This window comes from Prosthecobacter sp., from assembly GCF_046154365.1.
Taxonomy (GTDB): domain Bacteria; phylum Verrucomicrobiota; class Verrucomicrobiia; order Verrucomicrobiales; family Verrucomicrobiaceae; genus Prosthecobacter.
Window position 1 is genome coordinate 12,753 of record NZ_JBJXFV010000065.1, and the last position, 23,650, is coordinate 36,402.

Sequence of the window (23,650 nt, forward strand, 5' to 3'; positions counted from 1 at the left end):
AGCGCTGGGTGATGCGGTGATGTCGCGGAATCGGAATTCCGCGCTACGATCTGCCCATGATTTTACCCCGCATCATTTTACCTTTGCTGTTCTGTGGCGTTGTTCACGCGGACGAATTCGACGCGCTGCGCGAAGTCGTACACAAGGCGGTGGCGAAGGGGAATCCGCCAGGGGCGGTGCTTCACTTTGAAAGCGGTGAGAAGAAGCTGACGCTGGTGGAGGGACAGCGGGCAGTTTCACCAGCAAAGGAGGCGATGACGGCGGATACCGTGTTCGATGCGGCATCACTGACGAAGGTGGTGGCGACGTTGCCGTGTGTTTTGATCCTGATGGAGCAGGGGAAGATCGAGCTGGAGGCGGAAGTGCGGCGGTATGTGCCGGAGTTTCGCGCTGGGATCACGGTGCGGCATCTGCTGACGCATACTTCGGGCCTGAGGCCGGGCATTCCGAAGGAGCCGGAGTGGACGGGCTATGAGGCGGGTATTCGACGTGCGGTCGAATTGGAGCCAGATGGGCCGCCAGATCGCTTTTTCCGCTATTCGGACATCAATTTCATCCTGCTGGGCGAAATCGTGCGCCGCGTGAGCGGTGTGGCTTTGAATGAGTTCGCGGCAAAACACGTGTTTGAGCCGCTGAAGATGGATTCGACGCGGTTTCTGCCTCCAGACGACTGGAAGCCGCGCATCGCGCCCACGGAGAAGGATGAGAATGGCGTGATGCTGCGCGGCGTGGTGCATGATCCGACCTCGCGCAAGATGGGCGGCGTCACGGGGCACGCGGGCTTGTTCACGACGGCTTCCGATTTGGCGAAGTATGCGCGGATGATTCTGACTGAGGGTGCGGGTGTGCTGAAGCCGACAACGGTGAAGATCATGACGACACCGCAGACGATTACGACGGTGTTTGAGCGGCGTGGACTCGGCTGGGACATTGATTCGCCTTTTAGCAGGCCGCGTGGGAAGGTGTTTCCGATTGGATCATTCGGCCACACGGGTTTCACCGGCACGAGTTTATGGATCGAGCCGCAGACGAAGACGTTCATCATTTTCATGAGTTCACGTCTGCATCCGAATGGCAGAGGCAGTGTGCGCGAGTTGTATGAACAGATCGGCACCGTGGCAGCACAAGGGATGAAGTTTGCGGCGAACGGGCCGCCGTGGCCGCGTGATGAGAAGGAAGTGCCGACGGTGCTCAACGGCATCGACGTGTTGGTGCGGCGCAAGTTTGCCGATTTGAAAGGCCTGCGGATCGGTTTGATCACGAATCAGACCGGCATCGACGCGCAACGACGCAGCACGATTGATCTGCTGGCGAACGCGACCGAGGTGAAGCTGAAAAAACTCTTCAGTCCCGAGCACGGCATTCGTGGAGAGCTGGATCAGGAGAAGATCAGCAACTCGAAGGACGCAAAGACCGGCCTACCCGTGCTGAGCTTGTATGGCGAGCAGCGTGCGCCGACGGCGGAGCAACTCGCAGACGTGGATGCGCTGGTGTTCGACATCCAGGACATCGGCTGCCGGTTCTACACCTACATCTCGACGTTGCGGGTGTGCATGGAGGCGGCGGCGAAGGCGAAGAAGGCGTTCTATGTGCTCGACCGTGTGAACCCCATCGGCGGCAACGCCGTGGAAGGCCCGGCGGTGCCGGACAAGGAGACGTTCACCGCCACGCATGCGATGCCGCTGCGCCACGGCATGACCGCAGGCGAACTGGCGGCGATGATGAACGCGGAGCGCAATATCGGCTGCGATTTGAAGGTCATTCCGGTCGAAGGCTGGCGACGCGGCATGCTGTTTGATCAAACCGGACTGCCGTGGATCAACCCGTCGCCGAACATGCGTTCGCTGAATGCCGCGCAGCTTTATCCGGGCATTGGCTTGCTCGAATTCAGCGTCAGCGTCGGCCGTGGCACCGATTCGCCGTTTGAAGTGCTCGGGGCGCCGTATGTGAATGATCTGCGGCTGGCGCATGAGCTGAACAAACTGGGCCTGCCAGGCGTGCAGTTCACGCCGGTGCGCTTCACGCCGACGACGAGCGTGTTCAAGAACGAGGCCTGCGGCGGCGTGCGGATTCAAATCACAGATCGCAACATGCTGCGGCCCGTGCAGACCGGCATCGCCATCGCAACGGTGTTGCAGCGCCTGCACCCGAATTCGTTCGCGCTGGCGAAGGTGAACACGCTGCTGAATCGCGACGAGAGCGTGAAGGCGATCCGCGCGGGAGAACCGTGGAAGAAGGTGATGGAAGCTTGGAGCGAAGAGACAAGTGGGTTTGAGGCGAGGCGGAAGGAGTTTTTGAGGTATGCCAAGGAATGATCTGGCAAGGGGCCAGGCTTTCGGTGATCCACCGGCATGAAATCGAATGCCCCATCACTGCATGGCGAGGCTGAGGTCTTCCAGGACTTGCAGGCGGATGCGCTGGCGATCCACTCCGCCTGGTTGCGGAGCCGAGTCTCAAATGGATCAAAGGATATTTTCCATTACGCGCTTCAAACCATGCCATTTACCACGTTTTCGAGTGGCTGGCCGGTCACGGCGGCAAGTGCGATCCGCGCCGAGGTGCTGCGCATTTCGATCTTCGACTCCACGCTGCAAAAGGCTGCGTGACAGGTGGCGATGAGGTTAGGCGTGGCGGCCTCTTCGGTGGTGCGCAGCGGTTCGTCTTCGATGACATCGAGGCCCGCGCCTGCGAGGCGGTTTTCACGCAGCGCGGCGAGAATCGCGGTTTTTTCGATGATGGCTCCGCGAGCTGTGTTCACGATGAAGGAAGTCGGTTTGAGCAGCGAAAGCTCGCGCTCGGCGATGAGGTGACGTGTTTCAGCATTCAGCGGGCAGTGCAGTGACAAAACATCGGTTTGAGTGAGCAATTCATCGAGCGAGCGCACGCGTGTGATGCCCACCGCTTTGTCCGCGCCGTTGGGAAGATACGGATCGTGGAAAATGACACGGAAGCCGAGGGCTTTGGCTCGCAGCGCTGTCGCGGTGCCGATGCGGCCGAGTCCGACGATGCCGAAGGTGAGCGTACTGAGGCGGCGGAGCTTGGGGCCGACTTTGATGTTCCAGCCGAGTGCTTTGGCTTCTTGATCGAGTGGCAGGATTTGGCGGCACAGGACCATGGCGAGCGCGATGGCATGATCCGCGACCTCTTCGGTGCCGTAGTCCGGCACGTTGCACACGGCAATGCCACGTTCACGGGCTGCGGCGACGTCCACGCTGTCGAAGCCGACGCCATTGCGGATGATGGCGCGGCAGTTTTTGAGTTTCGCGATGCCCTGCGCCGTCAGCGGCATGTTGTGCCAGATGATGATGGCGTTGGCGCTGGCGATCTCGTCATCCAAATCGGCATCGGTGTCGCAGAGATGTCGTGTGACTTTCGCGGCGCTGCCGATGATGGCTTTTTCGATGGCGGACTCCGCATCGCCTTGCGGTGCGGTGCGCCAGTCGATGATGGCAATGTGTGAGTTGGGTGGCATGCAGATGGGACAAATAGGACTGATGGGAGGAATGCGACGAATGCTTTTTACGCGAGCAGTTCTTTGATCACGCCGTGGCCTTCGAGGCCGGTGAGGCGTTGTTGGAGGCCGTTGTGGTAGAAGGTCAGCTTTTCGTGGTCGATGCCGAGCAGGTGAAGGGCGGTGGCGTGCAGTTCGTAGCTGTGGGTGATTTTTTCGACGGCTTTGAAGCCGAGTTCATCCGTGCTGCCGTAGCCGGTGCCGCCCTTGATGCCGCCGCCTGCCATCCAGGCAGTGAAGGCTCCGGCGTTGTGGTCGCGGCCTTTGCCTGCGCCTTGCGCGGAGGGTTGGCGGCCAAACTCAGTGGTGCAGATGACGAGCGTCTCATCCAGCAGGCCGCGTGATTTGAGATCAGCGAGCAACGCACTCGCACCAGTGTCGAGAACGCCCCCCCAGTAGCCATGATCGCGCACCAGATCTTCATGGCTGTCCCAGTTCGGGCGGATTTTTTTCGCCGTGGTGTTTTCAGCGCCGCAGTAGATTTGAATGAAGCGCACACCGCGCTCCGCGAGTCGGCGTGCCATCAGGCACTGTCGGCCAAAGGGGCCGCGCTCGGGATCGTCGAGCGCGTAGAGTTTGTTGGTGAGTTCGGTTTCTCCAGAGAGGTTGGTGACTTCGGGCGCGCTGAGTTGGAGTCGTGCGGCCATCTCATACGCAGCGATGCGCGCATCGAGTTCGGTGTTGGCGGCGCGTGTTGCGCGGTGCTGCACATTGAGTTTTTGCAGGAAGGCCAGCGTCTGCTGATCTTGCTGCCGAGTGGTAAAATCCTTCGGCGGGAAGAGATCTGCGATGGGTTGCTCGGCGTTCGTGGCATCGAGCGTGGTGGCCTGATGCACGGCGGGAAGAAAGCCCGCGCCCCAGTTGATCGGACCGCCGGGCGGGAGTCCACGTGGATCAGGCAGCACGACGAATGACGGCAGATTGTCGCTCTCACTGCCGAGTCCGTAGGTGACCCATGCGCCCATGCTGGGGAAGCCGGGCAGCGTCTGACCCGTGTTCATCATGAAGCAGCCGGGGCCGTGCAGCGCGGTCTTGCTCTGCATGGAGTAGATGAACGCCATGTTATCGACCTGCGTGGCGAGTTTTGGGAAGAGATTGCTCACCCAGCGCCCGCTCTCGCCGTGTTGTTTGAAGGGATAATAGCTCGGCTGGCAGTTGCCTGGCTTCGACGCAAAGAACTGCATCTTCCCATCGGGATCGAAGGGTTTGCCCGCGCGTTTGATCAGCTCTGGCTTGAAATCAAAGGTGTCCACGTGGCTCATGCCACCTGGGCAGAAGATCTGGATGACGCGCTTCGCTCTCGCCGTGTGATGCGGCTGCGCGCCGCGAGCGAGCATGGAGGTCAACGCGAGTCCGCCAAGGCCACCAGCGGCGGTTTGGAGGAAGGATCGGCGTGAGTGAATGGCATTCATGGAAATGAAATGGAGAGTTGATGCCGCACACAATTCTGTGCTAGCCTGCCAGCATGAAAATGCTTCTCGAAAAAGACATCGTCAGCCTCACCGACTTCGCCCGGCAGACGCGCAAGCACACCGCTGAGCTGAAGAAGCACAACCGGCCGCGTGTTTTGACTCACAACGGGAAAGCGACTGCGGTGGTGCTTTCGGTCAGTGCCTTCGACAAGCTGATGCACGCGGCGGAGGAATATCGGCTGGATATGGAGCTGAAGGCGGCGCTGGAGGCCTATGATCGTGGGGATCGTGGCACACCTGGTGAAATAGCGTTTGAGCGCATTCGCAGCAAAGCCAACCTCCGTCAGGCGAAACAATGAGCTTTCTCTGGAGCCTCGCAGACACTGGTGAGGACGATATTGACCGTCAGATGATCTGGTATGAGTCGGATGAGTCTCACGGCGGAGCTGTGCTGGCGAACCGGTGGAGTGATCTATTGAGATTGGCACTCGATAAGCTGGCGCTTTCACCACATCGTCATGGGTTCGCCCCTGAGAGCGGTAAATGGATGCCACAATACGAAATCCGCCAGATGCTCTTTCGCCCCTGGAAGACAGGCGTTGGTTGGCGCGTGCTCTATACCATCGACGAAGCCAGGAAACTCGTGACGATCCTCCAAATCCGTCACGAGCACCGGCGGTGGCTGTTCGAGGCTGAGGATGACGAAAGCTAGTCCACATACACAAACTCGTTGGCGTTAAACAGTGATCGGCAGAAGGCAAAGAGTTCGTTGGCCTTGATGAACTCGGTGGCGAGCTGCTGTTCCTCGGCGGTGGGTTCGCGGGAAAAGGCGAGGGCGTAGGCTTGGTGGATTTGTTTCGCGAGATCGGTGCCGGCTTCGTGTTGCAGGCGCTCGGCGAAGTAACGGGACTGGCGGAGGATGAAGTCGTTGTTGAAGAGGGCGAGGGATTGCAGCGCGGTCGTCGTGGTCATGCGCGCGGGCGTGAGATTCGCGGGGTCGGGACAGTCGAGCGTGGTGAGGAATTTCTGCGGCGTGCTGCGCACGACGAAGCGGTAGATGCTGCGCCGCCATAGCTCGGGTGTGTCGGCGGTGATGTGCTGATACACGGGCGCGTAGCCTTCGGTGTAGGTGAAGTCGGTGAAGCCGGGGCCGCCGGTTTGCTGGAGGTTGAGCTTACCGGAAATGGCGAGGACGAAATCACGCGTGGCTTCGGCTTCGATGCGGCGCGGGTTTTGTCGCCAGAGGAATCTGTTTGATCCGTCTGATCCGACAGCTCGGTCGGATCTTTGTCGATAGGCTTGGCTCGTCACGATCAGCTTGTGCATGTGCTTGAGCGACCAGCCGCTTTTTAGCAGTTCATCAGCGAGATAATCGAGCAGCTCGGGATGCGAAGGCTGACCGCCGCCGAGGCCGAAGTCGCTGGGGGTGTTCACGATGCCTTGGCCAAAATGCCAGTGCCAGAGGCGGTTGACGATGACGCGCCTCGTCAATGGATTGCGCGGATCGGTGATCCACGCTGCGAGGGCTTTACGGCGGTCGCCTTCGGGCGCGTCGAGGGTGCCGAGAGCGGGCTTGAGGTCGCGCAGAAGGCTCAGCGTGCCGGGCGGGATGGATTCGTCGGCGGGAGACTCGGGATCGCCGCGTTTGAGAATCTGAACGGCGGGCGGTTTGTCGGCGATGACGGCGTAAACCTTGTCGGTGGTGACTTTGGCGTTCAGTTTGGCACTGAGTTGCTTCTCTTCGGCTCGCAGCGCGTTGACGCGGGCTTTGTCAGCGGCGGAGAGCGGCTGGGATTCGATGTCGAGCGTGAGTTTGGCATCGCCGAGGAAGAGGAGATCGTTGCTGATGCCGTCGCCGCCATCGGTGGCTATCAATGTGATCGTCGGCGCGTCAGTGGGGATGCTGAGATCGAGGTGCGCGGACTCATCTTTACGCATTTTGAGCCGCTGGAACTTTTGTTCGCTGCCGATGAACACCGTGAAGTCCGCGAGGCTCCTGGCGGCTTGTTGGTTGGCTCCAAAGCCAAGCATCGCGGTGAAGCGCATCTTCGCGTAGCCACTGACTTTGCGAATCTCTTTGAGGTCGAAGGTGACGGCGCTGTTCGCGTGCAGGCCGAGGATGCTGTGGCCGTCTTTCGCATAGTCCGTGCCGTCGATGGTGGTGGAGACTTGAGCGTTGAGTGGTCCGTTGCGGATGGCGTCCCAGGTGTGCCCGGAGGTGGCGGGGATGCCGGAGGGCAGGTCGTTGGGGACTGAGACAAATAGGACTGATGGGACGGATGGGACCAATGTCTGGCGATTGCTTTTGATGTCGCGGTGGTAGCCGAGTTTGGCAATCGTGAGGCTGCCGTTGCGTAGGTCGATGCCGGTGCCTTTTTTGCCGATCATATCGGCGAGATCAAGGCCTTCACCGGTGAGTTTGGCGAGTTCGGTGGTGACCTGGCGGAGGCGCGTTTGTGTTTTGGCACGCTCGGCAGTGAGGCGGGCGGACTCGGCGGTGTCGAGATCGCGATCACCGCGCTTCAAGCCGGCGAACACGGACCACAGCGAGTAATACTCGCGCTGCGAGATGGGATCGAGCTTGTGATCGTGGCAGCGCGCGCAATTCACCGTGACGCCGCATGCAGCAGTCATGACCTGCGTGACCATGTCGTCGAGATCGAGGGTGCGAGCACTGCGGCGCAGCACATCGCTCTTTGTTTCGACCTGCCCGACGAAGTCATAGGGTCCGGCTGCGAGGAAACCGGTCGCCACGATGGATGGCTGATTCAACACATCGCCAGCGATCTGCTCGCGCAGGAACTGGTCGTAGGGTTTGTCGGCGTTCAGCGCATGGATGACGTAATCGCGGTAACGCCAGGCATTGTCGCGGCGCTGATCGCGCTCAAAGCCGTGCGTGTCGGCGTAATGCGCGATGTCGAGCCAGTGGCGGGCGTAACGCTCGCCGTAGCGCGGTGAGGCAAGCAAGCGGTCGATGAGCTTTTCATACGCCTTCGGGTCTTTGTCTTGGCGGAAAGCTTCCACCTCAGCCGGTGTCGGCGGAAGACCATGGAGATTAAAAGTGAGGCGACGAATGAGCGAGCGGCGATCCGCTTCGGGCGAGGGCTGTAGTTTGTTCTCGGCAAGTTTTGCTTGGATGATCGAGTCGATGCTCTGAGGCATGCCGAACTTCGTCAACGGCTGCCAAGCCCAGTGCGAGAGACGTTTGTCAGCCAGTGCGGCTTTGTCGGCGGCGTTCTCCGGCCACACCGCACCGGATTCGATCCACGTTTTAATCGCGGCGATCTGTGACGGCGACAACGCGTCGCCTTTCGGCGGCATGCGCTCCTTGTCATCCGTATTGGTGATGCGCTGGTAGAGCGGCGACTTGTCGGGCTTGCCAGCGACGATAGCGGGGCCGTCGTGACCACCTTTGAAAGCGAATGGCTTCGCATCGAGGCGCAGCTCGCCTTTGTGCTTCTTTTCGCCATGACATTCGATGCAGCTCTCCTGAAGCAATGGACGAATCTCACGGTCGAAATCGACGGCGAGAGCTGGAACAGCCGCCAAGAGAATGAAGATCGTGGTTCTCATCGTTTTGCCTTCGTTTTGGCGGCGAGATCGCGAGCTGCTTCGTCCATGTGATGTTTCATTGCTTTGGCGGCAGCGGGGGCATCGTGCGCGGCCACGGCACTCAAAATAGCGGTGTGGTGATCAATCGCCCGCTGCCTGCCGACGTTGCTGATGGTGATGCGACGACTTTCACGACCGAGATCGGCGAGGGATTCAAGCATGAGCTTCAAAATCTCGTTGCTGGCGATGCGGGCGAGCGTGCGGTGGAAGTCGATGTCGGCCTCGACGGCTTCATCATGCGTCTCAGCGGCCACCAAGCGCTCATGAATGCTGCGGAGTTGCTTCACATCGGCCGTTTTGGCTTTCAACGCGGCTTGTTTCGCGATTTCAGGCTCGATGGCAGCGCGAGCTTCGTTCAACTGTCGCAGACGTTCGGACAATTCGGGTAGAAGCAGTGACAAAGAGCCGCTCAGGGGCTTGTGGAGTCGATTCACGGCTCGAATGCCGCTGCCGTGCCGAATTTCGAGCAGGCCTTGCAGTTCGAGGCGTTTGGTGGCCTCGCGAAGAACAGTGCGGCTCACCCCAAGGCGCTCGGCCATGAGACGTTCTGGCGGCAGCCTGCCATTGCCAGACTCAACTTCGTCGCGCAATTGGCGCGCGAGGCGCGAACAGACCTGATCGACAAGCGACGGGGCGGATTTGAGCGGGGAGAGAGTCATCAATAATTGGTAGGAGGTCATACCAATCGTGATTTGAGCGGTGAATTCTTTCATCCTGTCGAAAAAATGATCATGCATTGCCACCCATGACCTTTGTGTCACTTGCGGCTTGAGCCTGCCCGCGATCACGGGACAGTGCGCGCCAACTTCTGCCGCCTCCGAAATGCCCCTTCGTGACACCTTGCTCAATCTCGCCATCACCTGCGTGCTGGTGCTGATCATCGTGCTGGCGGCGATTCTGCTGAAGGAGAGCCGGCCGGTGCCGCTGGCGGCGCTGCCGATTCCGGTGGCGCAGGTGGTGCCGGGGCAGGCCACGAACGACACCGGGCGCACGTCGCTGCCAGAGTTTAAAATTTTCCCGAAAGCACGCCTCATTGAGAGCCGCACGAACGAGGCGGACACGCTGCGCATCAAGGTGAGCGACACGGAGGACGAGCACATCTTTGTGCTCTACTTCGTGGATGCGCTGGATGCCTCGTGGACACATCCGCAGCGGGTGCAGGAGCAAGGACGCTATTTTGGCGTGAGCAGCCAGCGCATCGTGGATGAAGGCGTGAAGGCGGGGCAATACGTGACGCAACTGCTCAAAGAACATGCGTTTTCGGTGATGACACGCTGGGAGGAGGTGCCGGACCGCAGCCGCTTTTATGCGCTGATCCTGGTGGAGATCAGTCCCGGCAAGCCGGTGTATCTGGCCGATCTGCTGGTGCAGCAGGGCTATGCACGGCTGGCGGGTGTCACGACGACGCTGCCGGCGGATGCACGGACGGCGGACGAGTATGCGCTGGAGCTGCAAGCGCTGCGGCGGCAGGCGCAGCAGAAGAAAGCGGGCATTTGGGCGGCATCGAAGCTGTGAGATGGTTGATGGTGAATGGTTGATAGTTTCAGAATCCGGCCATCAACTATCAACTCACGACCATCAACGGCTCGGCAAACTCCGGTATTGATGAACCATGATGCGTTGATACGATGGGTTTGCCTTGGCATCCATTCTCAAATCTCTAAGCCTTATCGCTGACCCGACGCGGGTGCGGCTGCTGCTGCTGCTGAAGCAGGAGGAGCTAAGCGTGGCGGAGCTGCAGGAGGTGCTGTCGCTGCCGCAGTCGAACATTTCGGCCCAGCTCGCGAAACTGAAGGCTGCCGGTTTGGTGAACGACCGCCGCAGTGGCAAAAACCGGCTGTATCAGCTCGATGAACCCGGCACAAAGGACCAGCCGACCCATGAACACTTTCTGGCGCTCATCGAGGCGGCCGGAGCAGAACTGCGCGAAGTCACCAAGGATGCCGAGGCGCTGCAAGTCGTGCTGCGGAAGCGGGCGCAGACAGCGCAGGCCTACTTCGATGCGCTGGCGGGTAAGTTTGGCCGACATTACATCCCCGGACGTTCGTGGAAGGGCTTGGGAGAGACTTTGCTCAAACTGCTGCCGCCGCTGATCATTGCTGATCTTGGTGCGGGCGAGGGAACGCTGTCGCAGTTGCTCGCACAGCGGGCGAAGAAGGTTATCGCTGTCGATAACAGCGAGAAGATGGTCGCCTACGGTTCGGAGTTGGCGCTGAAGCATGGCTTCACGAACCTCGAATACCGTCTGGGTGACCTCGAAGCACCGCCGATCCCGCCGTTGAGTGTGGACCTCGTGTTTCTGAGTCAGGCGCTGCATCATGCGCAGAATCCAGAGAAGGCGCTCAAGGCGGCGTATGCCATTCTCAAACCCGGCGGGCGCATCGTGCTGCTGGACCTGCTCAAGCACCAGTTTGAGAAGGCACGCGACCTCTATGCGGATGTGTGGCTGGGTTTCTCCGAAAGCGAGCTGCATGAGATGCTGGGCAAGGCTGGCTTCAAAAGCATCGAGACCAGCGTGGTGTATCGCGAGGGCAAAAGCCCGCATTTCCAGACGATCCTGGCGCTGGCCGAGAAGGAGAACCGCTTCACTTCGACAGGTCACTGGTCTGGCTCGTAACGCGTGCGGCAGGCAGGGCGAGTCCGTTTTGCAGCAACGTGAGGCCGTTGATCTGTTGTTTATCGTCACGCGTGAAGACGAGCGTGGCCTTGACGACATCATATTCAAAACGGTCTGGGGTGGTTTCAAACACGGGAACCGAAGGCTGGCCTTCAAGCTGGGCGAAGAGCGTGTTCGCCTGCACGGTGACTTTGAGTTTTTTCAAGCCCATGAGGGCATACTCACCCGCGTAGGGCTGGAGTTCTTTCGAGGTGCGCAGTTGGTACTCAGGCGGCGCGGCGCTGCTGCGCTTGGCGGTGAGTTCACGCCCGTTTTGAAACAGGGTGAGTGATTGAATCACGCCCTTGTCGCGATTGAAGGCGATTTCCGCTGTCACCGCCTTGTAGAAGAAACGATCCGGCACTTTGGCAAAGGCGTGTAGGAAGGCCTGGCCAGTGAGGTTCACCCACAACTTCCCGTCACGCAGCAGCACGGTGAAGCGGGCGTCGCGGTCGAGTTCATAGACGCCGGGATACTGCGTCAGCATCTCCACCGGGAGTGAAATCTCCTTCTGCTTTTGTGGCGTGGCCGATTTGGCATCTGACATCGCGGCGATGACCGCCGAGCCGCTGAGGCTGTTGTTGTTGATCAAGGCGATAAGCACGGTCTCTTTCGACGGGATGACTTGCAGCGACGCGCTGTAGCCGCCTGTGCCGCCATCGTGGCTGAAGATCATTTCACCCTCGTGCTTGCCCAAAAACAAACCGAGGCCGATCTGGCCGCCCATGGCCGGCGCTTCCGCCTGCGCTTGCAGAGCAAAGGCAAAGGCGTCTTTGAGCGGTGTTTTTTCAGGATGCAGCATCGCCTCGCCAAACTTCATCAGATCCGCCGCCGTGCTGCGTAGCGCCCCGGCTCCGGCCACGGCGTCGAAATTCCATGGCTTCACCCCTTTTTCACCGGCATGCGGTGTCGCCAGCGGCAGCTTCGGCTCAGGATGAACCGCCGTGTCCTTCAATCCGAGCGGCAGGCAGATTTTTGCCACCACCGCCTTCTCCCAGCCCGTCTCCCAAAGTTTTCCAAGCAGATGACCCAACAGACCGACACCCAGATTCGAGTAGCTGCATGAGTATGGCCCCTCGCCTTCCAGTTTGGCGCTGATGAGAAAGGCCAGCAGCAGCTTCTCATCGTAGTTCGCGTACGGATCATCCTCGATCGAGCCGACAGCAAGATTCGCCGGCAGCCGTGGCAGGCCGCTCGTGTGCGTGGAGAGCTGCTTCAGCGTGATCGCGGCGATGCGTGGATCGGCAAACTTGAGCTTCGGATCGAGCAAGCTGCCAATGGTCGTCTCCAGCGTCACTTTTTTCTCCACCACCGCCTGCGCCAGCAACAGACCGGTGAAGACCTTCGTGATCGAGCCGATTTCGAACACGATCTGCTCTGGCGGTGCGTTCTTCGCCTCTGGAGCCTTGCCAGAGATGGTAAAACGCACGTCATCGCCGATGCGTTCGCCGGTCACGATACAGCCGGCTTTCAGCTCCTTGGCCTGTTGAGCGGCCGCCGCCGCCAGAGTGCGGGCGTGCAACGATTGGACCGTGATCAAAAGGCTCAGGAGAACGAATTTCATGCACACAGGCTACGAAACCCGACCGCAAACATCAAGGCGTCTCATTGACGCGGCACGCTTCCCCGCCTCCAATGCCGCGCCGTGAGAGAGAGCCTGGAAGACTTGGAGAATTTCATCATCGACGTCGTCATCAACAACCGTCGCGGGATTCGCGCGGCCATGCTGCGGGGCGTCTTCCGCGGGCTTTCAGGCATCTATTCGGCGGTGGTGCGGACCCGGCTCTACTTGTACCGCCATCGCTACATTCACGACCATCACCTCGGCGTGCCGGTCATCAGCGTCGGGAATCTCACTGTCGGTGGGACGGGCAAGACGCCGGTCGTGGAGATGCTGGCGAAGGCCTTGCAGGAGCATGGCCGGCGCGTGTGCATCCTGAGCCGCGGGTACAAGAGCAAGCGACAGAGAAAGGTACCGTTCTCGAAAAAAATGGCCGCGCGCTTCGGCTTTATTCCGAAACCGCCGCAACCGCTGCCGCGCATCGTCTCTGATGGCGAAAACGTCCTGCTCGACTCACACAACGCGGGCGATGAGCCCTTCATGCTGGCGAAGAACTGCCCCGGCATCCCGGTCGTGGTGGACAAAAATCGCGTGAAAGCCGGGGCGCATGCCATTCAGCGCTTCGGTGCCGACGTGCTCGTGCTCGACGACGGCTTGCAATACCTCAAGCTCAAGCACCGCCACGACATTGTGCTCATCGACAAGACCGCCCCGTTCGGCAACAACGGCTTCATGCTGCCACGCGGCACGCTGCGCGAGCCACCACGCAGCCTGCTGCGCGCCAGCTACATCTTCATCACCAAATCTGATGGCGACAGCGAGGAGATCATCGCCCAGATCCGCCGCTACAACCGTGCCGCCGAGATCATTGAGTGCCGCCATCGGGCGATGCATTTTGAAGACATCCACACTGGCGAACGTCTGCCGATGGACGGGTTGAAAGGCCAGTTTGTCGGCGCTTTGTCGGGAATTGCCGTGCCGGAGAGTTTTGAGAATGGTTTGCGCAAACTTGGAGCGAAGGTGGAGGTCATCGCCCGCTTCGCCGACCACCACCGCTTCCACGGCCCGGAACTGAAGCAGTTCGTCGAGCGCTGTGTGCGGCGTGACGTGCATTGCATGGTCACGACCGAGAAGGATTACGTGCGCTTCCCCAAACTGCCCGTCGCCGACATTCCGTTCTACTTCATGCGCGTCGAGATCGAGATCATTCGCGGCCGCGATGTCTTCGACAAGATGGTGCGCTTGATCGCGGAGCCACGCCGCGTGCCTGCGGGCGTGCTGCCGGCGGATTTCATGGAGGCTTCGTGATGAGCGCGGATAATCCAGCCATCGCCGAGGTCCGCATGGTCAAGGTGAACGTCACCGGCGTGCAAAGCGAAGTCAGCGATGTCACCGCACGCGAAGAGCCGCTGGAAATCCGCGTCGAAGGCCGCTCCGTGGCTGTGGTGATGCGCACGCCGGGTCACGATGAAGAACTCGCCGCCGGCTTCCTCGTCAGCGAAGGCGTAGTGCAGCGTCCGCGTGACATTTTGGAGATCTCGCAATGCCCCAGCACCGGCAACAACAAGGGCAACATCGTCGATGTGCTGCTCGGTGGTGCGGTGGTGAACTGGGACTCGCTCACGCGCCACGTCTTCAGCGCTTCAAGCTGCGGCCTGTGCGGCAAGACCAGCATCGAAAGCGTGTTTCAACAATTCCCTCCCGTGAAAGGCGACTGGCAGGTCACACCGGCCTTGATCGCGAGTTTGCCGGACAAACTGCGTGCCGCGCAGGAAACCTTTTCCAAAACCGGCGGCCTGCATGCGAGCGGCATTTTTGACCTCGAAGGTAATCTTGTCGTGTTGCGCGAGGATGTGGGCCGTCACAACGCGCTCGACAAGATTCTCGGCTACGCCTTGCAGCGTGATCTGCTGCCGCTGGATCGCCACATCCTGCTCGTCAGCGGTCGTGTGTCGTTTGAGATCATTCAGAAGGCTCTCGCCGCAGGCATTCCACTGCTCGCCGCGATCTCGGCACCGAGCAGTCTCGCGGTCGAATTCGCCCAAGCAGCCAATCAAACGCTCATCGGCTTCCTGCGGGGCGAAACGATGAATGTTTACACGCATCCGAGACGGGTCCGGTAGCTGAGCTGTCGCACTCCACGGCGTCGTACTCAGTCCAGCCAGTTCTCCACCCGCAGGCCTGGCAGGCAAGTGAAGTCCTCGTCATTGCGCGTGAGCAGCGTGGCATCATGTGCCAGGCAGATGGCGGCGATTTTCAGATCCATGGTGCCGCCCCTGCGAAAGGCACGGCGCAAGCCGGAATAAATCTGCGCGGCATCGTCATCAAAAGGCAGCATCCCGAGCTTCACAACGATTTCCAAGGACTCCTGCATCCGCGCATACGTCTCCACCTGCGCGGGTCCGGCGGTGTGGCGTTGGAGCAGCGCCAGCCAACCTCGCACATCCTCCTCCACGGTCACGATGCAGGCAAAGACGGCGGCTTTCTCCGCAGGAATGCGCTCTCGGAGCCTGCGTCCCGCAGCGGAAGTGCGGCTCACGAGTTTCCGCAGGTGGTTCGTGTCTAAGATGGCGAACATCAGCGGCGGGCATTCTCGGCTTTGCGCCAGGCCTCGCCCAGCCGTGCGGCTTCGCGGAACAGGGCATCATCCTTCACCGTCCCCGCCACCGCTGTCCAGTTTGACTTGGGCAAGGGCTTCCCCTGCGCCGCACGTCGCGCCCGCACGGACGTCACCAGAGTTTCCAATGCCTCCACGGGTTCATTTTTTGTCTTCATGCCCACGATCTTAACTCGTCAGCCAACCCTGACCACCAAAAATCTCTCCCTCTCATCTCTGACTTCTGTCCCTGCACTCATCCATCCACGAACCATCAATGTCGAATTCGCCCAAGCAGCCAATCAAACACTCATCGGTTTCCTGCGGGGTGAAACGATGAATGTTTACACGCACCCGCAACGACTTACGCTTTAACCATGAAACCGATCCAACCTGTTGTCCTCATCATCTGGGCGGCGCTGTGCTTCGCTCTCATCGCTTATGCGGTGATGCTGAGCGCCATCACATTCGTGCCGGCCAAGGCGGTGCAACCGTTGCTGACGAACATTTTTGCGCTGGTGGCCGGATGCTCCGCCGCGCTGAGTTTTTTCCTGCGCAAGCTGCTGCTGGGCGGATTCATTGACGGAACGCAGAGTGTGGATGATCCGGCCAGCCGGGGGCGTTTTCTTGCCGGGCACATCGTGATTTTTGCGCTCAGCGAAGGCGTGGGGGTGCTGGGATTGGTGAACGGCTTGAACTCGAAGGGCGTGGGCGATGCCTGGGTGCCGTTTATCGGCGGGGCGCTGATCCTGATGCTGCTGCACATCCCGCTGCGGTCGCGTTTCAAGTCTCTCGCATGAACGGCTACTTCGATCACAACGCCACTACGCCGCTGCATCCCGCCGCACGCGAAGCATGGCTGCGGGCGAGCGAGAAGCACTGGCACAATCCTTCGAGCTTGTATCGCGATGCAGGCATTGCCAGCCAGCAGCTTGAGTCTGCGCGGGAACGGCTCGGCACACTATTAGGGGCCGAAGCGGAGCGCATCGTGTTCACCTCGGGTGCGACGGAGTCGAACAACGCTTTGATGGCGTCCTTTGAACGTGTGGCAATCTCCGCCATCGAGCATCCGAGTGTGCGCATGGCACGCAAGGCGCTGGAGCTGCCGGTCAATGCCAACGGTGTCGTGGAACCGGAGGCAGTGAAGCAGATGATCGAAGCGAAACGACCCGCACTCGTGTCCGTAATGGCGGCGAACAACGAAAGCGGCGCGTTGCAGCCCTGGCGTGAGATTGCGGCGATCTGCCGTGAGCATGACGTGTTGTTTCACACGGATGCAGCGCAGTGGCTCGGCAAACTCGACGCCGCCAACCTCGGGGAATGCGATTTCATCACCGGCAGCGCTCACAAATTAGGCGGCACCAAAGGCTGCGGTTTTCTGGTTCTGCCTGCTGAGGATTCGCGGCTGAATTTCATGCGTGGAGGGCCACAGGAAGGCGGCAGACGTGCGGGAACGGAGAATTATCCGGCGGTGGAGGCGATGGTGACGGCTTTGGAGGCGATCACGCCTCGGCTTGATGAGGTTGAACGCGTGCAGACACAGTTGCGTGATGATTTCATCACAGCGATACGCGCACGCTTTGAAAACTTGCGTGTGATCAGCGAGTCCGCATCCCGACTTTGGAACACGGTGCTGATGGTGATGCCTGCCCAGCAAAATTTGAAATGGCTGACGGCCCTTTCGCGGCGTGGCTTCAGCATCTCGACGGGTTCGGCGTGCAGTTCGGGCAAAGAGGGATCATCGGTCGTGGTCTCGGCGCTCGGAGCGAGCGCGGAGGAGCTGCGACGCGTCGTACGCATCAGCGGCGGCTGGGAGACGATGGCGGAGGACTGGCTGGCGCTGGCTGCGGCCTTCGGTGATGCGTTCGAGGAGCTGAGCCGGGGCGGTAGGCCGCAATAGGCAGTTGCTCAGCGTGGGATCTCACCTACTCTCGCCGCCATGAACTGGCGGAATTTTTTGCTCGTCGTTGTCATGTCGGGCGCATCTGCTCCGGCGCGTGAATGGCGCAGCGCGGACGGTGCGCGCACGGTGGAGGCGCAGTTTGCGGGATTGCAGGAAGGAAAACTGCTGCTGAAGTCCAAGGACGGCAAGGTGGCGTCCTATCCGGTAAGTGCGTTCTCCAAAGAGGACCAGCAGTTCGCACAGCAGGCACAGGTGACGCTGGCGGCGGCGGTGAAGGCCAGGCCGTTGAATTTTGAGGTGAACCAGATGCTGCCAGAGGGCCTCCTCTGCCGCGTGGTGAGTGAGCTGCCCACACAGAAGGGCCTGTGGATGGCTTCGGGGGCCTCGTTTCTAGTGCTGCCCGGCGGCGAACTCACGGTGGAGCGCGGCTCGAAGGTGCTGGCGCAGACGCTGTACCATGCGGGCACCCGCACCTACCAGGCGCTGGATGGCACGACCTCGCTGATCAGCGCCTACAGTCTGACGCTCGATGAGGCGGTGAACACGGCGCTGCTAATCCAGACCGCGAGCGGTGGTGATCCGGCGAAGCAGGCACCGCTGATCGTGGAGCCGCTGATGGAAAAGGTCGTGGTGCGCGGTCTGGGCCTGCCGATTGGGAAAGGGTTTTTCATCACCGATGCCGCCTTCGCCGAAGGCAAGCATCCCGTGGCGCTTCATTATGAGGGGAAGGACGTGCCGGCGAACGTCGTCAAACTGGACAGCAAACGCGGCCTGGCCGTGCTGCAATGCACCGCCGTCGTGGTGCCGGCGGGCGCGTTCATCGCGCGTGAGGAGGCGGTGTTCGGGCAGGGCATCTTAGTGGCATCGCTCACGCTGAACTCGACGCGCAAGGCCTTCGAGCCGGTGACGCTGACGACCGGGATCGTGGGCCGTCTCATTGACACCACGCGGTTTCAACACGATGCGCCGCTGGTGCCGGATGCGGTGGGCGGCTTTGTGCTGAGCGACCGGATGGAGGTGCTGGGGGTGTTTTTTGCACCTGAAACCCGCAGCGTGGGGAAGGGCTCGTCATCTTCCAAAGCGTCCAGCAGCCCGCCTGAACCGCGTGGCATCACCGAATGCCATCGCAGTGAAATTTTGGAGCAATTGCTCGGCGACAGCAGCAAGGGCAAGCGGCTGCCCGGCGTGCCGGAGTTGAAACGCGGCAGCCTCGGCAGCGACAAACAGAGCGCCGCCGACCTGCTGCGCAAATCCTGTGTCCTGGTGGTTTCCACTCGTGAGATCGCGAAGACTCCGCCTGCCACTGCCGCCACCAGCCAACCGCCGGGTGGTGGCGGCCCAGGCCCAGGCCCAGGCCCAGGCCCAGGCGCGGGCGCGGGCGCCGGACCTGGAGCTGGCAAGAGCCTGAGCGCCTCCGGTATCCGCCACAATGCCGGCTGCCGATATTACAATGCCGCCAAGCCCTGCCAGGCCGGGGAAGGGACGCCGTGCAAGATCTGCGGCGGGTGAGGTGCCTTTCGCAGCCTCCAGGGTGCGAGGGGCTCAGACTGTTTTTTGGCGCCACTACTGAAGTGCTCAGTGCTCAGTCGGAGTGACTTTACGCGGTGATAAACTGAGCACTGGGCACTTCATCTGATCAGGTGTGAGATTCCGCCTTGGGCCGGATCATGAGCACGATCAGCAGCGAAACCACGCAGATGAGGGCGAAGACGCCGAAGATCAGGTTCAGCGGCACATGGCGGTCGGTCATCACGCCGAAGCCCCAGTCGGCGACACCGCCGCACATCATGCTGACGAAGTTCATGATGCCGTAGCCGGTGGCGCGCAGCTCGGGGCGCACGAGCTGGCTGAGGATCGGCATGTTGTTGCAGTCAAAGAAACCCCAGCCGATGCCAAACAAGATCAACGACGCGATGGCGAGCGCGAACGAGTTCAATGCGGGGGCGTTGCCCACGCCGAACATCGCCGGGACGATGAGCATCATGCCGAGCGCACTGACGTAAATGCGGCCGCGTGCGCTGCGCCGCATCCAGCGGTCGGCCAGCCAGCCACCGAGAATCGCGGAGAGCAGCGCCGCGCCCTGCCAGTAGAGCGCGGCAGACACGCCAGCCTTGCCCTGGCTGATGTTGAAGGCTTTTTGCAAGATCGCAGGCATCCAATCGCGCACCACCCATGCGGCGAGGGCGGGGAGCGTGAAATACAGCACCAGCAGGATGAAGTTGCGGTTCGTCAGCAGCTCGGTGATTGCGGTGCCGACGGATGGCTTCGCGGAAACGGCGCCGGAGCTGTCCGGGCTGGTTTGACGCGGCGCGTCACGTAGCAGGAGCAGCAGCGGAATGGCGTAGAGGATTCCCGCCAGCCCGGTGAAGTCGAACATGGAGCGCCAGCCGAGCGTCGGCGCATCGGCAACGAAGCCGGCGAAGCCACCGACCATCACGCCGCAGTAAATACCCATCTGATGCACCCCCACCGCCCGCGACCGCGTGCCGCCGGTGTGGTAGTCCGCGATCAGGGCCAGCGCCGCCGGAATGTAGAATGCCTCGCTGATGCCCATCGCCGTGCGTGCCCAGTACAGCTCGTTGAAGCTGCCGACATGTCCGGTCAGCCAAGTGATGAGCGACCAGACGAACAGACTGCCGCAGATCGTGAGTTTGCGGCTGAAACGGTCGGCGATGTAGCCGCCGATGGGACTGAAGATAGCATACACCCACTTGAAGGACGCCAGCATGTGCCCCCAGTTTTCCTCGCTGCCAATGTCCTTGATGTCGCCCATCACGGAGACCTTCATCGAGGCGATCATCTGCCGGTCCAGGTAGTTCAACAGCGCCACGGGAAAGAGCAGCGCCACGATCAGCCAGGCGCGTCGCATGAAGGTTGGCGAGTCAGAAGCTGCGGACGGCGAGGAAGACATCCCGCCATTAATCACAGCCAGCCGTGAACGAAAAGCCTGAATTCATGCCCAGGCTTGATGCGGGCATGATGGAACCGGGTTTCAGGGCATGCGGAGTTGTATCATGACCTGATCCTCGCACTTGTGGAAGTTCTTGTTCTGGGCATGGATGCCGCCATGACCCTTCAAACCTACCACATTCTTCATCTCGTCGGCCTGATCCTCGTGTTCATCGGCTTTGGCAGCCTGCTTTCCGTCGAAGGCGCGAAGTCGGCCATGAAATGGCACGGCACCGGCCTGCTCATCAGCCTCATCTCCGGTTTCGGCATGCTGGCGAAAATGGGCATCATGGGGGCGATGCCGAAATGGGTTTGGATCAAGCTCGGCCTCTGGCTCGTGCTCGGGGTGCTGCCGGTGCTGGCCAAGCGGCGCGTCATCGCCGCTCCGCTCGTGGTGCTGATGGCCGTGATCGTCGGCGCAGGCATGGCCACCCTCGGCTACCTCAAGCCGGTGTTTTAAGCTGCATCAGCGATAGATCGCGTGAGTGCCGATGTCCACACTCACGACATCGGCACCATCCAAATAGAACACAGCTCGCAGATTCCCTTCGATCCAAACGGAATGAATGGTGCGGCCAAAACGCGCGGAAAGACTGGCGATCCGGTGTGTTTTAAGCCTTGGATCAAAAGGATCCTCCTTGAAGATGAACCACGCGCGGCGTGCCGACGACTGCTGACTTTCCGTGAGCCTGGCATAGGACCGCCAGAACTGTGGCGTGGCACGGTAACGACGGTCCATCACACCGGGGGAAATTGGAAATGTTGGTCTTCCATGTCCAGCAATTCACCACGCCGCGCCTCCGCCATGCCTTGCAGGAACGATTCGGGAATCAGCGTCTCTTCCAGCTCATGAACATGCATGAACACCTGCTCCTTTTCTTCCTGAGGGAGTCGGTCGATTTCAGCAATAAGCTGCGTGGCGGTCATGACAGGAAGAATAATGTTACAATGTAAATTGGGCAACTGCGATGTCGGGATGTGCGGCCTGACAGCTCAAGCGCCCAGCGCCTTGCTCTTTTCCGACGCTGCACGCACGGCTTGGATCAGGGCATTTCGCAAACCGTGCTGCTCCAGCCTTTCGAGGCCAGCAATCGTCGTTCCGCCGGGGCTGGTGACTTCATCGCGTAATGAAGCGGGATGCTTGCCAGTCTCGAGCACCATTTCGGCGGCTCCGGCCACGGTTTGCGCGGCGAGACGCAGTGCAATAGCACGCGGCAGGCCCATGAGCACGCCGCCATCGGCCAGCGCCTCGATCACGGTGTAAATGTAGGCCGGACCGCTGCCGGAGAGACCCGTGACGGCATCGAGCAGCTTTTCAGCGACTTCATCCGCCGTACCAACGGCACCGAGGATCTTCGTGGCGAGTGCGGCGTCTTTCGTGGTGGCTTTGCTGCCGCGTGTGAAGGCGGCGGCACCCTGGCCCACGAGCGCGGGCGTGTTCGGCATGCTGCGGATGACACGCTGTCTGCTACCGAGCCATGCTTCGAGATTTGTCAGCGAGATGCCGGCGGCGATGCTGAGATAAAGCCGCGAGCCTTTGACCTCGGCGAGTGTTTCACACAGCGCCCGTATGTCGCCGGGTTTCACCGCGAGGATGATCACATCCGCCGCCGCCGCCACTTCGGCGGGCGTGCCGGTGATGGATTTGCATGAGAGGCATTTCCGCAGCGAGTTCACCGCCTCTGGCACCACATCGCTGAGCGCCACCTGCAGGCCACCTTTGCCAAGCGCCTGCTCCACGCCGCGCAGCAGCGCGCCGCCCATTTTTCCACAGCCGATGAGTCCGAGTTTCAACATGCCCGCGACTGTGCGGCGGAAGTGCCATCGTGCAAGTGCGCCAATCTTTCCTTGCGCACAGGGGAGGGTCTTTGCCATGCTGCGGTTAATTGCTCGCAAAAAATGTACACCGACGACTTCCAGCCTGAAAAACTCCTCGCCATAGGACCGGCGGCGAAGGTGTATCGCGGTATCGAAACGGCGACCGGACGCAAGGTGCTGCTTAAAGTGCTGCTGAACGATTACGAGGCCCCGCACCCGCTGGATCGCGAAAAATTGCAGCTCCTCGCGCCCTTGCTCATGCAGGTGCGTCATCCGCAGATCGCCGGACTCATCACCCTGCTGCCTACGGAGGACGAGTTCGCACTGGTCTATGAATTCATGCCGGGAGTGAACGCCCGGGACTTCGCCGCCGAGCGCCAGCCCGGGCCTGCGGATGTGCGTGCGCTCGCGGTGCAGTTGATGCAGGCGCTGCTCGTCGGCGAGCATCTGCGCCAGCCACATGGCGACCCCAAACCGAGCAACCTCATCATCGCTGATCATCCCGGCGGCGGCTTGTTCCTCCAAGTGCAGGACTGGGGTCTGTCGCTGGCACGCACGACGCTGCCACCGGAAACACTGTGGTTCCGTGCGCCGGAACTGCACGCCGGCGGCCGGCCGACATCGCAAAGCGATCTGTTCACCGCCGCCGCGAGTTTGTTCTGCATCGCCACTAACACCGCTCCGGCTCAAGGCGAAACCGTGGAGCAAGTCATGGCCGACTGGCATGCCTTCACCACCAATCAGGTTCTAAAGCAGGTGCGGCTGGATTTGGATCAGCCGCTGCGTGACTGGCTGGCTTGGCTGCTCAACATGATGCCGCAGCAGCGGCCGCAGTCGGTGGCACAGGCGCTCGATGTGCTGATGGCGGGGATGCACCCCGGCTTCACTTACATGCCGCAGGAGGCACCAGCCATGGCGCCCGGCACGCAGACTGCACAACTCGCCGCCGCCTCACATCCCAACGCGCCGAAGCCAAGGCCGATCATAGCGAAAGCCGCGCCCACAACATCGCACGGGATGAAACAATCCAACACGCCTGCTGCGACAGCGGCACCTGTGGTGAAGCAGCGTTCTGTCGGTCGCATTTTGGCCATGGTGCTGTTGAACGTCGCTGCCTTGGGCATCGCCGGCTTTTTCCTGTGGCCCATGCTCCGCAGCACCGAGGAGCAGACATCATCCAGTGTGAAAAGTACTGGCAAAACAGCGCCGAGCGCCGGTCTGCGGGGGCGTTATGTGCGCGTCGAGATATGGCGCAAAGACGTCCTCAACCTCGCGGAAGTCCAGGTCTTCAGCGGTATGGTGAACCTTGCCCGCCAAGGCACCGCCACCCAGAGCAGTGTGGAATGGGGAGGCGTGCCGGAGTTTGCCATCGACGGCAACACCGACGGCGTGATGGATCACCATAGCGTCTCACACACTCACAGAGATACGACAAACCCGTGGTGGCAGCTTGACCTGAAAAGCGAAGTGAGCCTGAACACCATCATCATCTGGAACCGCACGGACGCGAAGTATGCAGGTCATCTGGAAAACTTTACCGTCAAGGTCTTGAACGAGCAGCAGAAAGTGGTCTGGGAGACGAAAGTGGTGCAACCGCCCACGCCCAGTGTCACGCTGCCGGTGGGCGGATAA

Annotated in this window: 24 protein-coding genes; 13 read left to right on the plus strand and 11 right to left on the minus strand. The window is 60.9% G+C overall.

Annotation, left to right across the window (positions count from 1 at the left end):
• Positions 1-56 precede the first annotated feature (56 nt).
• Positions 57-2,315, plus strand: coding sequence for an exo-beta-N-acetylmuramidase NamZ domain-containing protein (locus ACKVY0_RS07715; protein WP_409214220.1), 2,259 nt, complete (start codon positions 57-59; stop codon positions 2,313-2,315).
• Positions 2,316-2,488: 173 nt separating this feature from the next.
• Here ACKVY0_RS07715 and ACKVY0_RS07720 read toward each other — a convergent pair whose 3' ends face one another.
• Both ACKVY0_RS07720 and ACKVY0_RS07725 read right to left on the minus strand, forming a co-directional pair.
• Positions 2,489-3,472, minus strand: coding sequence for a C-terminal binding protein (locus ACKVY0_RS07720; RefSeq protein WP_409214221.1), 984 nt, complete (start codon positions 3,470-3,472; stop codon positions 2,489-2,491).
• A 47-nt stretch (positions 3,473-3,519) separates the two neighbouring features.
• Positions 3,520-4,923: a DUF1501 domain-containing protein gene (locus tag ACKVY0_RS07725; RefSeq protein WP_409214222.1), complete on the minus strand. Its 1,404-nt coding sequence runs from the start codon at positions 4,921-4,923 to the stop codon at positions 3,520-3,522.
• Between the two features lie 53 nt (positions 4,924-4,976).
• On the opposite strand from ACKVY0_RS07725, the gene ACKVY0_RS07730 reads away from it, so the two are divergent.
• Both ACKVY0_RS07730 and ACKVY0_RS07735 read left to right on the plus strand, forming a co-directional pair.
• The gene (locus ACKVY0_RS07730; RefSeq protein WP_409214223.1) at positions 4,977-5,282 is read left to right on the plus strand and encodes a type II toxin-antitoxin system Phd/YefM family antitoxin; all 306 of its coding nucleotides are present in this window, start codon (positions 4,977-4,979) and stop codon (positions 5,280-5,282) included.
• Entirely contained in the window at positions 5,279-5,635 is a 357-nt protein-coding gene (locus ACKVY0_RS07735) for a type II toxin-antitoxin system RelE family toxin (RefSeq protein ID WP_409214224.1), read from the plus strand. The genes ACKVY0_RS07730 and ACKVY0_RS07735 overlap by 4 nt, the downstream gene beginning before the upstream one ends.
• Here the strand turns inward: ACKVY0_RS07735 and ACKVY0_RS07740 are convergent.
• On the minus strand, positions 5,632-8,496 hold the full coding sequence (locus ACKVY0_RS07740) for a DUF1553 domain-containing protein (RefSeq protein ID WP_409214225.1): 2,865 nt from the start codon (positions 8,494-8,496) through the stop codon (positions 5,632-5,634). The two genes, ACKVY0_RS07735 and ACKVY0_RS07740, sit on opposite strands and share 4 nt — an antisense overlap.
• The gene (locus tag ACKVY0_RS07745) at positions 8,493-9,248 is read right to left on the minus strand and encodes a FadR/GntR family transcriptional regulator (protein WP_409214226.1); all 756 of its coding nucleotides are present in this window, start codon (positions 9,246-9,248) and stop codon (positions 8,493-8,495) included. Before ACKVY0_RS07745 ends, ACKVY0_RS07740 begins: the two co-directional genes overlap by 4 nt.
• 109 nt (positions 9,249-9,357) lie before the next feature.
• Here ACKVY0_RS07745 and ACKVY0_RS07750 point away from each other — a divergent pair, with 109 nt between their 5' ends.
• Both ACKVY0_RS07750 and ACKVY0_RS07755 read left to right on the plus strand, forming a co-directional pair.
• The gene (locus ACKVY0_RS07750) at positions 9,358-10,050 is read left to right on the plus strand and encodes a hypothetical protein (protein ID WP_409214227.1); all 693 of its coding nucleotides are present in this window, start codon (positions 9,358-9,360) and stop codon (positions 10,048-10,050) included.
• A gap of 124 nt (positions 10,051-10,174) precedes the next feature.
• Positions 10,175-11,152 (plus strand): ArsR/SmtB family transcription factor, encoded by a 978-nt coding sequence (locus ACKVY0_RS07755; protein ID WP_409214228.1) that lies wholly within the window; start codon positions 10,175-10,177, stop codon positions 11,150-11,152.
• Here ACKVY0_RS07755 and ACKVY0_RS07760 read toward each other — a convergent pair.
• Positions 11,121-12,755, minus strand: a complete 1,635-nt coding sequence (locus tag ACKVY0_RS07760) for a serine hydrolase (RefSeq protein ID WP_409214229.1) — start codon at positions 12,753-12,755, stop codon at positions 11,121-11,123. The two genes, ACKVY0_RS07755 and ACKVY0_RS07760, sit on opposite strands and share 32 nt — an antisense overlap.
• Before the next feature lie 81 nt (positions 12,756-12,836).
• On the opposite strand from ACKVY0_RS07760, the gene lpxK reads away from it, so the two are divergent.
• Together lpxK and fdhD are read left to right on the plus strand one after the other, a co-directional pair.
• Entirely contained in the window at positions 12,837-14,060 is a 1,224-nt protein-coding gene (lpxK, locus tag ACKVY0_RS07765; protein ID WP_409214230.1) for a tetraacyldisaccharide 4'-kinase, read from the plus strand.
• Positions 14,060-14,875 (plus strand): formate dehydrogenase accessory sulfurtransferase FdhD, encoded by an 816-nt coding sequence (gene fdhD / locus ACKVY0_RS07770; RefSeq protein ID WP_409214231.1) that lies wholly within the window; start codon positions 14,060-14,062, stop codon positions 14,873-14,875. The genes lpxK and fdhD overlap by 1 nt, the downstream gene beginning before the upstream one ends.
• 29 nt (positions 14,876-14,904) lie before the next feature.
• Here the strand turns inward: fdhD and ACKVY0_RS07775 are convergent, their stop codons facing one another.
• Both ACKVY0_RS07775 and ACKVY0_RS07780 read right to left on the minus strand, forming a co-directional pair.
• A complete protein-coding gene (locus ACKVY0_RS07775) occupies positions 14,905-15,330 on the minus strand; it encodes a type II toxin-antitoxin system VapC family toxin (protein ID WP_409214232.1) in 426 nt (141 codons plus the stop codon).
• Positions 15,330-15,527, minus strand: a complete 198-nt coding sequence (locus tag ACKVY0_RS07780) for a hypothetical protein (protein ID WP_409214233.1) — start codon at positions 15,525-15,527, stop codon at positions 15,330-15,332. The genes ACKVY0_RS07775 and ACKVY0_RS07780 overlap by 1 nt, the downstream gene beginning before the upstream one ends.
• On the opposite strand from ACKVY0_RS07780, the gene ACKVY0_RS07785 reads away from it, so the two are divergent.
• The 4 genes from ACKVY0_RS07785 to ACKVY0_RS07800 are packed head-to-tail and all read left to right on the plus strand — an operon-like array spanning position 15,526 to position 18,760.
• Complete coding sequence (locus ACKVY0_RS07785; protein ID WP_409214234.1) at positions 15,526-15,723, plus strand: formate dehydrogenase accessory sulfurtransferase FdhD; 198 nt, start codon at positions 15,526-15,528, stop codon at positions 15,721-15,723. The genes ACKVY0_RS07780 and ACKVY0_RS07785 overlap by 2 nt on opposite strands.
• Positions 15,724-15,725: 2 nt before the next feature.
• A complete protein-coding gene (locus tag ACKVY0_RS07790) occupies positions 15,726-16,148 on the plus strand; it encodes a hypothetical protein (RefSeq protein WP_409214235.1) in 423 nt (140 codons plus the stop codon).
• Positions 16,145-17,248: a cysteine desulfurase family protein gene (locus ACKVY0_RS07795; RefSeq protein ID WP_409214236.1), complete on the plus strand. Its 1,104-nt coding sequence runs from the start codon at positions 16,145-16,147 to the stop codon at positions 17,246-17,248. Before ACKVY0_RS07790 ends, ACKVY0_RS07795 begins: the two co-directional genes overlap by 4 nt.
• Positions 17,249-17,287: 39 nt before the next feature.
• Entirely contained in the window at positions 17,288-18,760 is a 1,473-nt protein-coding gene (locus ACKVY0_RS07800; protein ID WP_409214237.1) for an SHD1 domain-containing protein, read from the plus strand.
• A 127-nt stretch (positions 18,761-18,887) separates the two neighbouring features.
• Here ACKVY0_RS07800 and ACKVY0_RS07805 read toward each other — a convergent pair whose 3' ends face one another.
• Entirely contained in the window at positions 18,888-20,120 is a 1,233-nt protein-coding gene (locus tag ACKVY0_RS07805) for an MFS transporter (RefSeq protein ID WP_409214238.1), read from the minus strand.
• A gap of 198 nt (positions 20,121-20,318) precedes the next feature.
• On the opposite strand from ACKVY0_RS07805, the gene ACKVY0_RS07810 reads away from it, so the two are divergent.
• Positions 20,319-20,660, plus strand: a complete 342-nt coding sequence (locus ACKVY0_RS07810) for a hypothetical protein (protein ID WP_409214239.1) — start codon at positions 20,319-20,321, stop codon at positions 20,658-20,660.
• A 6-nt stretch (positions 20,661-20,666) separates the two neighbouring features.
• On the opposite strand, the gene ACKVY0_RS07815 is transcribed toward ACKVY0_RS07810, so the two are convergent.
• The 3 genes from ACKVY0_RS07815 to proC all read right to left on the minus strand — a co-directional run bounded on the left by ACKVY0_RS07815 (position 20,667) and on the right by proC (position 22,075).
• Entirely contained in the window at positions 20,667-20,939 is a 273-nt protein-coding gene (locus ACKVY0_RS07815; protein WP_409214240.1) for a hypothetical protein, read from the minus strand.
• Positions 20,939-21,127, minus strand: coding sequence for a hypothetical protein (locus tag ACKVY0_RS07820; RefSeq protein ID WP_409214241.1), 189 nt, complete (start codon positions 21,125-21,127; stop codon positions 20,939-20,941). Before ACKVY0_RS07820 ends, ACKVY0_RS07815 begins: the two co-directional genes overlap by 1 nt.
• 66 nt (positions 21,128-21,193) lie before the next feature.
• Positions 21,194-22,075 carry a pyrroline-5-carboxylate reductase gene (proC, locus tag ACKVY0_RS07825; protein ID WP_409214242.1) on the minus strand — a complete coding sequence of 294 codons (882 nt, stop codon included), beginning with the start codon at positions 22,073-22,075 and terminating at the stop codon, positions 21,194-21,196.
• 24 nt (positions 22,076-22,099) lie between these two features.
• Between proC and ACKVY0_RS07830 the strand changes: the two genes are divergently transcribed.
• The gene (locus tag ACKVY0_RS07830) at positions 22,100-23,650 is read left to right on the plus strand and encodes a protein kinase domain-containing protein (RefSeq protein ID WP_409214243.1); all 1,551 of its coding nucleotides are present in this window, start codon (positions 22,100-22,102) and stop codon (positions 23,648-23,650) included.

Coding starts and splice junctions, on each gene's coding strand:
- ACKVY0_RS07715 (WP_409214220.1), top strand. CDS start 57: ATGATTTTACCCCGCATCATTTTACCTTTGCTGTTCTGTGGCGTTGTT.
- ACKVY0_RS07720 (WP_409214221.1), bottom strand. CDS start 3,472: ATGCCACCCAACTCACACATTGCCATCATCGACTGGCGCACCGCACCG.
- ACKVY0_RS07725 (WP_409214222.1), bottom strand. CDS start 4,923: ATGAATGCCATTCACTCACGCCGATCCTTCCTCCAAACCGCCGCTGGT.
- ACKVY0_RS07730 (WP_409214223.1), top strand. CDS start 4,977: ATGAAAATGCTTCTCGAAAAAGACATCGTCAGCCTCACCGACTTCGCC.
- ACKVY0_RS07735 (WP_409214224.1), top strand. CDS start 5,279: ATGAGCTTTCTCTGGAGCCTCGCAGACACTGGTGAGGACGATATTGAC.
- ACKVY0_RS07740 (WP_409214225.1), bottom strand. CDS start 8,496: ATGAGAACCACGATCTTCATTCTCTTGGCGGCTGTTCCAGCTCTCGCC.
- ACKVY0_RS07745 (WP_409214226.1), bottom strand. CDS start 9,248: ATGAAAGAATTCACCGCTCAAATCACGATTGGTATGACCTCCTACCAA.
- ACKVY0_RS07750 (WP_409214227.1), top strand. CDS start 9,358: ATGCCCCTTCGTGACACCTTGCTCAATCTCGCCATCACCTGCGTGCTG.
- ACKVY0_RS07760 (WP_409214229.1), bottom strand. CDS start 12,755: ATGAAATTCGTTCTCCTGAGCCTTTTGATCACGGTCCAATCGTTGCAC.
- fdhD (WP_409214231.1), top strand. CDS start 14,060: ATGAGCGCGGATAATCCAGCCATCGCCGAGGTCCGCATGGTCAAGGTG.
- ACKVY0_RS07775 (WP_409214232.1), bottom strand. CDS start 15,330: ATGTTCGCCATCTTAGACACGAACCACCTGCGGAAACTCGTGAGCCGC.
- ACKVY0_RS07785 (WP_409214234.1), top strand. CDS start 15,526: ATGCCCACGATCTTAACTCGTCAGCCAACCCTGACCACCAAAAATCTC.
- ACKVY0_RS07780 (WP_409214233.1), bottom strand. CDS start 15,527: ATGAAGACAAAAAATGAACCCGTGGAGGCATTGGAAACTCTGGTGACG.
- ACKVY0_RS07790 (WP_409214235.1), top strand. CDS start 15,726: ATGAAACCGATCCAACCTGTTGTCCTCATCATCTGGGCGGCGCTGTGC.
- ACKVY0_RS07795 (WP_409214236.1), top strand. CDS start 16,145: ATGAACGGCTACTTCGATCACAACGCCACTACGCCGCTGCATCCCGCC.
- ACKVY0_RS07800 (WP_409214237.1), top strand. CDS start 17,288: ATGAACTGGCGGAATTTTTTGCTCGTCGTTGTCATGTCGGGCGCATCT.
- ACKVY0_RS07805 (WP_409214238.1), bottom strand. CDS start 20,120: ATGCGACGCGCCTGGCTGATCGTGGCGCTGCTCTTTCCCGTGGCGCTG.
- ACKVY0_RS07810 (WP_409214239.1), top strand. CDS start 20,319: ATGACCCTTCAAACCTACCACATTCTTCATCTCGTCGGCCTGATCCTC.
- ACKVY0_RS07815 (WP_409214240.1), bottom strand. CDS start 20,939: ATGGACCGTCGTTACCGTGCCACGCCACAGTTCTGGCGGTCCTATGCC.
- ACKVY0_RS07820 (WP_409214241.1), bottom strand. CDS start 21,127: ATGACCGCCACGCAGCTTATTGCTGAAATCGACCGACTCCCTCAGGAA.
- proC (WP_409214242.1), bottom strand. CDS start 22,075: ATGGCAAAGACCCTCCCCTGTGCGCAAGGAAAGATTGGCGCACTTGCA.
- ACKVY0_RS07830 (WP_409214243.1), top strand. CDS start 22,100: ATGTACACCGACGACTTCCAGCCTGAAAAACTCCTCGCCATAGGACCG.